This window comes from Veillonella sp. T11011-6 (assembly GCF_002959755.1).
Taxonomy (GTDB): domain Bacteria; phylum Bacillota; class Negativicutes; order Veillonellales; family Veillonellaceae; genus Veillonella.
The window spans coordinates 18,949-32,107 of sequence record NZ_PPCW01000001.1; the positions used below are offsets into that span (position 1 = coordinate 18,949).

The following is a 13,159-nucleotide window of genomic DNA, read 5'->3' on the forward strand; positions in this document are numbered from 1 at the left end:
AGAAGGAGGCTCATCATGGGAGACACAAAAAAAACGTATTATATTACGACACCTATTTATTATCCAAGTGCTAAGTTGCACATTGGTCATACGTATTGTACATCTGTAGCTGATACAATTGCTCGTTTCAAGCGTTTGGCTGGTTATGATGTGCGTTTCTTGACTGGTTCTGATGAACATGGTCAAAAGATTCAACGCGCTGCAGAAGTGCAAGGTATTACACCTCTTGAATACACTACGAATATCGTTAATGGCTTCAAAGCGTTGTGGGAGAAGATGCATATCTCTAACGATGACTTCATTCGTACTACTGATGAACGCCATGAAAAGGTAGTGCAAGAGCTCTTTACAAAAGCTTATGAAAAAGGCGATATTTACAAGGCTGAATATGAAGGTTGGTACTGTACACCATGCGAAACATTCTGGACTGAGCAAAAACTTGGTGAAAACCATACTTGTCCAGATTGCGGGCGCCCTGTAGAAAAAGTAAAAGAAGAGAGCTATTTCTTTAAACTCGGTAAATATACTGATCAATGGTTGAAATTTATCGAAGAAAATCCTGATTTTATTCAACCTGAATCCCGTCGTAACGAGATGATTCAATTCGTAAAACAAGGTTTAGAAGACTTAGCTGTATCTCGTACATCCTTTGACTGGGGTATCAAAGTGCCATTCGACCCTAAACATGTTGTATATGTTTGGTTCGATGCATTGGTTAACTATATTAGTGCATTATCTCCATTTGATGGGGATGGCGAACTATACAAAAGATACTGGCCAGCAGATCTCCATTTAGTAGGTAAGGAAATAGTACGTTTCCATACCATTATTTGGCCTATGATGCTCATGAGCCTTGAGTTACCATTACCTAAAAAGGTATTTGGACATGGTTGGATGATTGTTGACGGTACAAAGATGAGTAAATCTTTGGGGAATGTTATTGACCCAATTCCATTGATCGATACCTATGGGGCAGATTCTTTGCGTTATTATTTATTAAGTGAAATTACGCTCGGTAATGATGGTAACTTTACATTGCCTAACTTTGTTACAAAAATCAATGCGGATTTATCTAATGACTTAGGTAATTTGTTGAACCGTACCATTGCGATGATTGAAAAATACCATGGTGGTGTGATTACAAAATGCGATGATATGGACGATTTGGATCGTGATGTATCCACATTAGCCGTTCAAACTGCAAAAGATTTTGAAGCGGCTATGGAAAATATGGAGCTTAATAAAGCGATTAAATCCGTATGGGCCTTTATTGGTCGCATGAATAAATACATTGATGAAACAATGCCTTGGGTATTGGCTAAATCTGAAGATGCTCATGATAAAGAACGCTTACAATCTGCTATGTATCACTTGGCAGAAGCATTGCGTATTATTGCAATCTTAGTAAGTCCTGTTATCCCTGTAGGTGCTCCAAAAATCTGGGACCAATTAGGACTTGTAGGCTTTACAGATGCTACTCTTGAGGATGCAAAAGTCTGGGGCTTAATTCCAACAGGTACAAAAGTTGTAAAAGGTGATCCTATTTATCCACGTTTTGAAATTCCTGAAATGGTAGAAGTTGTTGTGGAAGAGAAGATTGAAGAAGCTGTAGACACATCTAATATTCCACCATTAAAAGAAAATATTACGTACGATGATTTTGAAAAATTAGATCTTCGTGTAGCAAAAGTTGTAAGCTGTGAAAAGGTTCCTAAGTCCAAGAAATTATTGAAATTCGTATTGGATATCGGTATTGAAGAACGCACAGTATTAAGCGGTATCTCTCAATATTATGAACCAGAAGCTATGGTTGGTAAAAAGGTAATTTACTTGGCTAACTTGGCTCCTAAGAAGATGATGGGCATTGAGTCTTATGGCATGATTCTATCTGCATCTGATTGGGAAGAACATTTAGAAGTAACCAATATCGAATCTTTACCAGCAGGAAGTGTGGTTAAATAATGAAACTCTTTGATTCGCATGCTCATGTAAATGACGGTCGTTTTGACAACGACCGTAATGAGATGTTACAAGCTTGCTTTGATGCAGGCGTAGAATACATTATGATTCCAGGTGTTGATCGAGGTACTGTTGAATCAGGCCTAGCTTTAGTGGAGCAGTATGACCGTTTATATGCCGCTGTAGGTACACATCCTCATGAGTCTAAAGATTTTACAGAAGAAGACTATGAGTTCTATAAGAATCAAGCTCTTAATAATGATAAGGTACGAGCTATCGGTGAGATTGGATTAGATTATTACTATGATTTTTCTGACCGTGAAACACAGAAACGCGTATTCATTCGTCAATTAGAGCTTGCTCGTGAAGTAGATTTACCAATTATCATTCATGACCGCGATGCACATGGCGATATTATGAATATCTTGCGCAATGAAGGCAAAGATAATTGGGGCATTTTCCACTGCTATTCTGGTAGCTGGGAAATGGCAAAAGAAGCTATTAAATTGGGATTCTACATATCATTTGCGGGTCCTGTAGTATTCCCTAAATCTACAAATCTTAAAGAAGTAGCTAAACAAGTACCGTTAGATCGAATTCTTATTGAAACAGATTCCCCATATTTGACACCACCACCATTTAGAGGCCGTCGCAATGACCCAAGCAAGACTCAGTTTGTAGCAGAGGAAATTGCTGGCCTTAAAGGTATGGATGTAGATGAGTTCTGTGAGATTACCTATAATAATGGTAAACGTGTATTTGGTATTGAATAATTTTGATGTTAATCAACATAAATGCGGGTAAATAAAATATTGTAAACGTCTAATGGCATTGTTCTAATTCTTAGATATCTATTCAGAATCGTTAGAATCATACATTATAAAACGCGATTCTCCCTTAGCGGTGAGAATCGCGTTTTTCTATGGTATACTAAAGTATATTCATACTGAACTATAGTAAGTCGAGGTTAGTAGCATGAAACGTATTGCATTTATAGATTTAGGATCCAACTCCGTTCGTTTTGTCATTTATGAGATTTCTAAGACCGGTAGTTATCGTCTCATATATCAAGAAAAAGAGAGTGTCCGCTTAAGTGAAAATATGTGGGGCACTCATGAGTTAACAAATGAGGCAATGGAGCGCTCTCTGCGTGCTTTAAAAGGCTTTGTTCATATGGCTGACGCTATGGAGGTAGATACCATAAAAGCTGTTGCTACGGCTGCAGTACGTCTAGCTAAAAATGGGGATGCTTTTATTAAAGCCGTAAAAGAACGAACAGGTCTAGATTTAGAATGTATTGCTGGTGAAGAAGAGGCGCGCCTTGGATTCCTTGGGGTTATCAACACGATTGGCCTTAAAGATTTTATTATTTTTGACTTAGGTGGTGCTAGTACAGAGGTAACGCTAGTAAAAAATCGACATATTGTGAAAGCTGTTAGTCTACCTATAGGGGCACTTACCTTAACTGGAACCTATCAAAAGGGCGATGAGTATACCCCTAAAGAACTAGAAAAAATGACGAAGGCTGTAAAGAAAACCATTAAGGAACATTATTGGCTTCATAATGTGAAGCTTCCTCTATTAGGTATTGGCGGTACAGCTCGTAATATTGCAAAAATAGATCAACGTAAGTTATCATATCCCATTACGAAACTACATAACTATGAGTTACCATATCATAGATTTCACGAAATCTTAGAAGATGTAAAAGATAAATCCTTAGAGGCCCGTAAAAAAATTAGTGGCTTATCATCGGAACGTGCAGATATTATTATTGCAGGACTCACCATAGTGGATGAGCTGTTTAACTATGTAAATGCTAAGACCCTTGTTGTAGGCGGTTGTGGTTTGCGTGAAGGTTTATTCTACGATTATTACGGTGAGTACTATTTAGGCGGAAATTCTATAATCGATGATATTCTAGTTCATTCTGCAGAGAATGTACTATTAGGTATGACAAAGCATGAGCTCGTGCATGCTAAGTATATTACGAAATTAGCTACTACTTTATATGATGCATTAGAGCCACTCCATAAGGCCGATAAGAATTTTAGACGATGTTTGATTGCAGCGGGACTGTTGCATGATATAGGTAAACGAGTTAATTATTATAGTCATGCTCGTCATGGCTGCTATATGCTCGTCAATAGTAATTTATATGGGATTTCTCATGTTGAACAGGCGTTTAGTGCATTCTTAGTCATGAATTCTCATGGATTGACGCCAAAGGAATATAAGAATTTCTTATATGGTAAATTGTTAGATCAAGAACAACGCTCATTAGGTCAAAAGCTTTCTATTATTTTAGCGATTGCAGAGGCTCTTGATGAAAGCCATGAACAATTTATCAAACAGTTAGAGGTAAATATTAAATACACTAGTGTAGTCATAAAAGTGTTCTATTTAGAAGGACGCGATGTGAGTGTCACTAGAACGGCGGTAGAAAAACTTTCAAAATCATTTAAAAAAGAATTCGAGAAATCCTTAGAAATAGAATGGCATGAATCTCGTAAGGAGGCATAATGGCATTACCAAAAACATTACGATATGCAGTACTACATGTGGGATCTAGTAGCATGAGTATTACCATATTAGAATATAAAGGCATAGACGATGTACGTGTTATCGATTATGCGGCGCGGGAGGTAACCTTTGGGGAAGAATTATTTCAAACATCTCGCTTGAGCTTTAAAACAATTGAAGAAATCTGTCATATTTTAAAAGGTTATAAGCAATTAATGGCAGATTATGGCGTGAGTCGTTCTAAACTATATGGTACGACCGTAATACGCGAAGCCGCTAATCGTCGTAGTATTCTAGATCAAATCTATATTCAAACGGGGATGCGCGTTGAGGTCATCGATATGCCGAAAGAGGTATATTACAAATATGCTTTGTTATATTACAAGATGACGCATCAATATAAACTGACAGATCCTACTAAGGCAACATTATTCTTGGATATTACATCTGGTGGGGTAGGCTTAACGGTTTGGCGTGGTGAGAATTTATTGTTCCAACGCAATATGCATAGTGGGTCCTTACGGGTTATGGAGTCATTTAATCGAAATCAACGATCTTCCATATCATTCCCAAGGGCTATTACAGAATACTTACATCGTATGATTGGCCCTCTTCGTGAAGAATTACAAACTTTCAATATTAATAGTATCGTCTTATCTGGTGATGAGGCGCAATATATGACTCATTTAATGGGACAAGAAAATAATAAAGAAGACATTATTACTATTGAGCCAGAACGATTTAAAGGGCTTATCAATTCTTTTGACGGTGTGACAGCTACCAAGTTGATGAATCGTTATAAATTACCTGAATATAAGGCCAATATTTTAATGCCTACCATGATTTTATTTAATGAAATCATTACGGCCATAGAGCCTAAATCATTAATTTTCAGTAGCTTTTCATTCTCTCAAGGCATTAGTTGGTTCTACGGTGTGGAAACCGAGAATAATCCATTTATGTATCAATTGCGCGAACAAAATGCACAGTTAGCACGTGCTGTTGCCGCAAGATATCATACTGACCGAATTCATGATGCGGAGGTAGAGAAATTTAGCTCTTTATTCTGTAAAGCATTGCGACATAAAGGATTACCAGAGCGGTGGGGCTATCTATGTCGTATCGCAGCTATCCTTTGCTCTGTCGGTAAGTTTGTGAATTTACGAAATCATGGGGAGCATGCGTATCATATTGTAATGGGGACCGATATATTTGGGCTTTCAGAAGAAGAAAAACAAGTAGTTGCTAATGTTGTATATTACCACTACAAGGGAACGCCAAATGATGACGATGCATATTTCAATGCATTAACAGAGTTACAAAAAATTCAAGTTACCAAGCTGGTAGCCATCATTCGGGTCGCTTGTGCACTTGATGCAGGTAGTAACCAAAAAATCTCTGAAGTAACATTAGAAGAGCGAGATAATGTACTTTATGTATTCTGTCGTACTAATGAGGATATTTCATTAGAATGGTGGACCTTTGACCGTGATTCGGAATACTTTACAGAGGTATTTGGTATGGAAATCGTACTAGTTAGGGGAGGGGATCGTCATGTTCAGTAATGCAAAGTATTATTTTAACCGTGAATTATCTTGGTTAAAGTTTAATCAGCGCGTTTTATTAGAGTCTATTGATACCAATACTCCTCTATTAGAACGACTTCGATTTATTGCTATTGCTAGCTCTAATTTAGATGAGTTCTTTATGATTCGCGTAGCCGGGTTACGTCATCAAGTGGTCAATGGTATTGTTAAGTACGATGCGGCTCATATGGATGCTAAGGCACAGTTAAAGGCTATTGATGAGTCTGTACAGCGCCTCGTATCGATGCAAAGTACATATCTAAAGAATGTATTGTCTGAATTAGAATCTCATGGATTTTATTTTACCTATCCAGATCAGTTAGACGTAAAATCAAAGGCTTGGTTACGTCACTATTTTGAAGAACATATCTACCCTGTTGTAACGCCTCTAGCCGTTGACTCTGGACATCCATTTCCATTTTTAACAAACCATACCATCAATGCTATTGTACGTATTTTTCAAGTATTGCCGGATGGTACAAAAGATTATAAAATTGCAATCTTACCAATTCCGTCTGTACTAAATCGTATCATTGAAATACCTAGCCGTAGCAATAAAGAGCATCGCTTTGTATATTTGGAGGATGTGATTACCTATTATGCGACTCAATTCTTCCAAGGTTATGGTATAGAAGATTTTATGGTGTTCCGTATAACTCGTGATGCGGATTTGGAAATTGATGAAGAAGAAGCAACAGATTTGCTTTCTGAGGTAGAAGCATCTTTGCGTCGTCGACGTCGTGGTGATGCGGTACGATTAGAGGTTTGTGGTGATGTAAAGGATAATCTGTTAGACTTTGTACTCACCAGTGTTGAATTAGAGCCAAAGGATGTATATCGTATAGATGGTCATCTTGATTGTCGTATGTATTTTGATTTCTGTAACTATCCAGGTCTAGATCATCTTCGTTATGCTCCATTTGAACCTAAACTTCCTAGTGAATTAGTAGATCATGAAGGGGAAAGTCTATTCTCTGTTATTGGAAAGCAAGACTTATTTGTTCACCATCCCTTTGAGTCTTTTGCGGTGGTAGAACAATTTATAGCACAAGCAGCTACGGATCCAGATGTATTGGCTATTAAACAAACATTATATCGCGTCAGTGGCGATTCGCCTATTATAGCATCGCTTATAAAAGCGGCTGATAATGGCAAGCAAGTAACCGTACTTATGGAGGTTAAAGCACGGTTTGATGAAGAAAATAATATTCATATGGCACGCCGCCTAGAAAAGGCTGGCTGCCATGTTATTTATGGCTTGAAAGGACTTAAAACTCACTCCAAGATTACCATGGTTGTTCGCAGGGAAGATGCGGGTATTAGGCGTTATGTTCATCTAGCTACAGGTAACTATAATGGCAAGACAGCACGGATGTATACGGATTGTGGCATATTCACATGTAATGATGAATATGGCGACGATGCATCTCGCTTCTTCAATTTAATTTCCGGTTATTCCGATCCTCCAATTTGGAATAAATTTATTGTAGCCCCTTTAAATTTGCGGGAAAAGATAATGGAATTGATTGACCGTGAAATCGAATTCGCAAAACAGGGAGAAGAGGCATATATCATTGGCAAAATGAATTCCTTGCTCGATAAAGAAGTCATCGCTAAACTCTATGAAGCTTCTGCTGCAGGTGTTCGCATTGATCTCATCGTTCGTGGTATCTGTACACTTCGACCTGGCATTGCTGGAGTAAGTGATAATATAACGGTTCGTTCCGTCGTAGGGCGTTTTTTAGAACATCATCGTTTATTTTATTTCCGTAATGGGGGAAATGAAAGTCTATTCCTATCTAGTGCAGACTGGATGCCACGGAATTTAAATGAACGTGTAGAACTTATGATTCCTATTGAAGATAAATGTCATAAGGAGCGCGTTAAAGGTATTTTAGATTTATATTTAGAAGATACCTTAAAAGCTCATATTATGAGAGCAGATGGCTCGTATCGTAAAATTAATGATAGAGAACATCCAATTTCTGCTCAAGAGGAACTTATGAAAGAAGCTATTGCTCGAGAACACAAGGAATCGATGACCGTCATTGAGCGTTTACAACCAATGTTTAAGATGAATAAATGATGAAATTCACACATAGTGTTGAATGATGAATTTTAATACATTTATATAATACTGAAAAAGCCTGTTTTTACAGGCTTTTTTACATGTATACATATTTAAAAATGAGATAAAAATGAAGTTTTCTGATATGTAGAAAATTTTGGTAACAATTGAAAAACACATAAAAATACAATTTATATTATAAAAAAACCTAGTATACTATATATGGTAGTGGTATCGTATATATGTACACAATACGGAATATATTGTATAGTATTAAAAAATATAGATATGTACGCATACAGTGGACTTTTTATAAAAATATAGAAAATAATATTAATAAAAAAGCAGTATCTATATAGGTTTATCTCTTATTGTTAACCTTTGGTGTTTGACAGGTTATATCTATCTGTAGTAGAATAATTACATTACAGGAGGGATTACAATATGAGAATTCATAAGACACACAAACGATATATTTCGTCTGTTGTTGCTGGATTGATTGTAACAGCTGTAACTATGACAGGTTTTTCTTATAATGATAAAACCGTTACCGTTATGGTAGATGGTGCAGCACACACTGTTAGAACACATTTAAATTCTAACGAAGGTATCGTACGCGATGCCGGGGTTAAATTAAATCCAAATGATAAAGTTATTTCCAGCTCAACATCTGTTCAAAATGGTACAACATTAACTGTTGTACGTGCCATTCCAGTTTATGTAACTGTTAATGGTAAGACTAGAGCTGTTTTCACAACAGAAACAACTGCACAAGGCGTTGCTGATGAACTTGGTTTCAAAATGCCTAACTACGCTGTAGTAGGCGATGCAAATGGTTCTGTATTAAGTGGTACACATATTACAATTGCACAAGTAACAAGTCGATCCTTGTCTACTGTTGATCAAGAAATTGCTATTCAAGTAATTCGACAAAAAGATGATACAATGGCACAAGGTGAAGAAGAGGTTGTTCAAGTTGGTCAACCTGGTTTAGAACGAGTGCAACGTGAAACATTATATAGTAATGGTACGGTTATTAAAACAAATGACGTATCTAAAGTTACACAACGCGAAATGGTACCTACTATTATTAAAGAAGGTACTCGTGAAGTGACTACATCTCGTAATATTGCTGGTCGCTCATCTCGTGCTATCGTAATGGAAGCTTCTGCTTACCTTGCTGGCGATGGTGATGGTGCTGGTATTACGGCAACGGGTGTACCTGCAGTACGCGGTATTGCAGCGGTTGACCCAGATGTTATTCCATTGGGTACACGTTTATTTATCCCTGGTTACGGTGAAGCTATTGCTGCTGATACAGGCGGTGCCATTGTGGGTAACAAAATTGACCTTGTAATGGACTCTTATGGTGAGGCTATGGACTTTGGTCGCCAAGACGTTACAGTGTACGTATTGGACTAATATGATGATTTAGAGGGTATATCTATAAGATATATCCTCTTTTTTATTGGACCTACTTAGCTCAGTAAGTAAGTAATCACAATAGATATAGTAAAAGGACGCCTTATGATTAAGGCGTCCTTTTTTAGTCTTCGATATATGGAATTAGATATTCGTACTTTGTACCTTTTAATTCATCTTTAGGGATAAATCGTAAAGATGATCCATTGATACAGTAGCGCAATGAACCATTAGGGCCATCTTCAAATACATGGCCTAAATGGGCATTACCAATGCGGCTGCGGACTTCAATCCGATTCATGCCATGAGAGTCATCTTGATAGTATTTAATAACATCCTTTGCGATTGGCTTTGTGAAGCTAGGCCAACCACAGTGAGACTCAAATTTATGGGCGGACACGAAGAGAGGTTCTCCTGTAGTGATATCTACGTACAGTCCTGGTTTGAACTCATCGGTTAGGTCATGACTGAACGGCGCATCCGTAGCAGAGTTCTGTGTAACTTCAAATTCTTGAGGCGACAAAGCCTTGAGATCTTCCTCGGAAGGTTTATTATAGGCACTGTCATCTACAAGTGGTTCATCAGATAGGCCTAGTGGAATATGACAATAACCAGTAGGATTTTTATCTAAGTAATCTTGGTGATATTCCTCTGCAGAATAGTAGTTAGATAGAGGTAATACTTCAATAGCAAATGGCTTTCCTTCGAAGGATTGCGCACGAGCTAAAGTGCTTTCAATAATTGATTTGTCGGCTTTATCTATATAGTAAATACCAGTTCGATATTGAATGCCTACGTCGCCACCTTGTTTATTAACGCTGAATGGATCGATGGCGCGTAAGAAGTATTGAATTAAGTGATCTAAGGAAAGTACATCTGCATCGTATGTAACCTTTAGTGCTTCCACGTGACCACTATCATGACAGACATCTTCATAACTTGGATTTTCCGTAGGGCCATTGGCATAGCCTACTTCAGTGGAAATCACACCAGAGATTTTTCTGATATACCCTTGAAGGCCCCAGAAACAACCGCCCCCTAAATATATAGTATGTTCATTCATTTAATCACCCCAAACTTCGTGAGCTATTTCTTTTACTAATGCAAGTTTAGCCCATTGTTGCTCTTCGGTCAATTGGTTGCCGATTTCACAAGATGCAAAGCCACATTGAGGGGATAGGCAAAGTCTTTCAAGAGGAATATATTTTGTAGCTTCTTTGATACGTTCTTTGATAACCTCTTTATCCTCTAATTCTGGGCGTTTAGATGTAATAAGACCTAATACGACCTTTTTATTAGGAGATACTTCACGCAATGGTTCAAAGCCACCAGAGCGGTCATCATCAAATTCTAGATAGTATGCATCTACATTTTCTTTAGCGAATAGAATTGGTGCAACTGGTTCATAACCACCACTAGCAGCCCAAGTAGAGTTGTAATTACCACGGCATACATGGGTTGTGAACGCTAAGTCATGAGGTCGACCTTCGAGAGCCAAGTTGTTTAAGCGGAGGTATTTAGCTGTTTCACCTTCGATAGTGACGCTTTTATCTTTTTGGCGACCAGTCCAGTAAGCGTGGTCACAGCACATACCCCAAGTGCAATCATCAAATTGGATGTTGCGGCAACCTGCTTCATAGAGGTCTTTAATTACTTGACGGTATGCAGCAGCAATGTCTTGAATTAATTCTTCTAAATCAGGGTAGAAGGAGCGTGTTGTAATACCATTATCCTCACGGAATAATTCAGCTAAGAATTGGGATGGAGCAGGAATTGTTTGACGAGCTGTAGTATGTTCATCTTCAAATTGTTTTACGAATTTGAAATGCTCTACAAATGGATGGTTAGTACCTGTAATTTTACCAGTAAGGGCGAGAGAGCCTGGCGCAGTTTCTTGTCCAACGAATTTGTAACCGTGTTCAAGTTCAATTTCTTTTACGCCATTGAATCCCCACATGAAATCTAAGTGCCAGTATGCACGGCGGAATTCACCATCAGTGATAACAGGAAGACCTGCTGCTTTTTGTTTTTGAATGAGGTCTGTAATGAGACGATCTTCAACAGCTGTTAGTTCTTCTCTTGTAATATTTCCTTTTGTAAAAGCTTCACGAGCTTCTTTTAATTCTGCTGGGCGTAGGAAGGAACCTACGATATCAAAATGAAATGGTGCTAATTGTTTGGACATATTTATAATCCTCCTTATATAAACGGTAAAACCGATAGATTCGATAGGTTTATTATAACTAAGGATGAGCATATATAAAAATATCAATATATTGATGTTGTATATAGTTTTAAGTTATATCAGCGGATTATTTTTTTATTTCAGTTATATCAAGATATGAAAGTAATATAGTATCAACTCAATTGTAGAGTATCCTATGCTTTTCTTTGGCGTATTTGATAGTAGTTAGATTTTCTACATATATTAAAAAGCACTCTCTAAATGAACTGTACTCGAAAAATTGGACACAATTTTTCGAGGTGCAGTTCAAAATCGAGAGTGCTTTTAGTTAAAGTTAAACTGTTATGTAGAGCAGTTTAAATATAATCAAGAATCCTACAATATTATTCTTTTGTTTCAGGTAGTTTAATATGTCTGCCGTAGTTGCCTACATACTGTTCTAAGGCTTGAATATATTCTTGCCCTAAACGGCTGCGATGCATTTTGTTGTTGGTAATGTAACCGATGTGCATCAAACCTTCTTCGGCGAGAGGTACAGAAATAATATTCTCCCCATTTACTTCTTCATCGATAACACCACTTGATACGGTATAACCATCTAGACCAAGCAATAAACTAAAGAGGGATGCTCTATCGCGTACACGAATATGTTTTGGTCGTACAACGGTACTAAAGATTTCTTCAGAGAAATAGAAGGAGTTGTGATCGCCTTGCTCAAATGAGATATAAGGATATTCCTCTAACTCGTCCATAGACACAACCTTTTTATTAGCTAGTGGATGGTTTTTGCCTATGAAGATATGTGGGTGTGCAGTAAATAACTCTGTAAATGTTAATTCATTAGTATGAATTAATTTCTCTAGTACAGGTCTATTAAAATCATTATAGAAGAGTAAACCAATTTCACTCTTCATATGAGCTACGTCATCGATGATTTCATAGGTTTGAGTTTCCCGTAAGGATACATCATATTGATCGATGCCTGCGCCTTTTAAAAGCTCTACAAAGGCGTTAACCGCAAAGGAGTAATGTTGCGTAGAAACAGAGAATTGTTTTTTACCACCGCTTTGGCTTTTATATTGCTCTTCCAATAAAGCGGCTTGCTCTAGTACTTGGCGTGCATAGCCGAGGAAACGTTCCCCTTCTTTAGAAACAGTAATCCCTTTATTGGTACGGTCGAAAATGGTAATGCCCATTTCCTTTTCCAATTCCTTAATAGCCTTTGTTAGACTTGGTTGCGAGACGAAGAGTCTCTTAGCAGCTTCACTAATACTGCCTATATTTGCAATTGTTGTGACATACTTTAATTGTTGTAAGGTCATAATGGCCTCCTTTTATATATTACACTACCTATACTACTCGATTATAAGTATTTAAGCAATGTTATATATATGTTACAATGTACTAATAGAATAA

Annotated in this window: 9 protein-coding genes; 6 read left to right on the forward strand and 3 right to left on the reverse strand. The window is 37.5% G+C overall.

Annotation, left to right across the window (positions count from 1 at the left end; translation table 11 throughout):
• Positions 1 to 15: 15 nt before the first annotated feature.
• The 6 genes from metG to VRHSUH10_RS00120 all read left to right on the forward strand — a co-directional run bounded on the left by metG (position 16) and on the right by VRHSUH10_RS00120 (position 9,558).
• Complete coding sequence (metG, locus tag VRHSUH10_RS00095) at positions 16 to 1,962, forward strand: methionine--tRNA ligase (protein ID WP_105088969.1); 1,947 nt, start codon at positions 16 to 18, stop codon at positions 1,960 to 1,962.
• A complete protein-coding gene (locus tag VRHSUH10_RS00100; protein ID WP_105088970.1) occupies positions 1,962 to 2,732 on the forward strand; it encodes a TatD family hydrolase in 771 nt (256 codons plus the stop codon). The genes metG and VRHSUH10_RS00100 overlap by 1 nt, the downstream gene beginning before the upstream one ends.
• A gap of 202 nt (positions 2,733 to 2,934) precedes the next feature.
• Positions 2,935 to 4,482, forward strand: coding sequence for an exopolyphosphatase (gene ppx / locus VRHSUH10_RS00105; protein ID WP_105088971.1), 1,548 nt, complete (start codon positions 2,935 to 2,937; stop codon positions 4,480 to 4,482).
• The gene (locus tag VRHSUH10_RS00110; RefSeq protein ID WP_105088972.1) at positions 4,482 to 6,047 is read left to right on the forward strand and encodes a Ppx/GppA phosphatase family protein; all 1,566 of its coding nucleotides are present in this window, start codon (positions 4,482 to 4,484) and stop codon (positions 6,045 to 6,047) included. The genes ppx and VRHSUH10_RS00110 overlap by 1 nt, the downstream gene beginning before the upstream one ends.
• Entirely contained in the window at positions 6,037 to 8,154 is a 2,118-nt protein-coding gene (gene ppk1, locus VRHSUH10_RS00115; RefSeq protein WP_105088973.1) for a polyphosphate kinase 1, read from the forward strand. Before VRHSUH10_RS00110 ends, ppk1 begins: the two co-directional genes overlap by 11 nt.
• Positions 8,155 to 8,580: 426 nt before the next feature.
• A complete protein-coding gene (locus VRHSUH10_RS00120; protein WP_105088974.1) occupies positions 8,581 to 9,558 on the forward strand; it encodes a 3D domain-containing protein in 978 nt (325 codons plus the stop codon).
• Between the two features lie 124 nt (positions 9,559 to 9,682).
• Here VRHSUH10_RS00120 and msrB read toward each other — a convergent pair whose 3' ends face one another.
• From msrB to VRHSUH10_RS00135, 3 genes are all read right to left on the reverse strand, one after another.
• Positions 9,683 to 10,621: a peptide-methionine (R)-S-oxide reductase MsrB gene (gene msrB, locus VRHSUH10_RS00125; RefSeq protein ID WP_105088975.1), complete on the reverse strand. Its 939-nt coding sequence runs from the start codon at positions 10,619 to 10,621 to the stop codon at positions 9,683 to 9,685.
• Positions 10,622 to 11,743, reverse strand: a complete 1,122-nt coding sequence (locus VRHSUH10_RS00130; protein ID WP_005387106.1) for a 5-methyltetrahydropteroyltriglutamate--homocysteine S-methyltransferase — start codon at positions 11,741 to 11,743, stop codon at positions 10,622 to 10,624.
• 383 nt (positions 11,744 to 12,126) lie between these two features.
• Positions 12,127 to 13,065 (reverse strand): LysR family transcriptional regulator, encoded by a 939-nt coding sequence (locus tag VRHSUH10_RS00135; protein ID WP_005387104.1) that lies wholly within the window; start codon positions 13,063 to 13,065, stop codon positions 12,127 to 12,129.
• Positions 13,066 to 13,159: the final 94 nt, after the last annotated feature.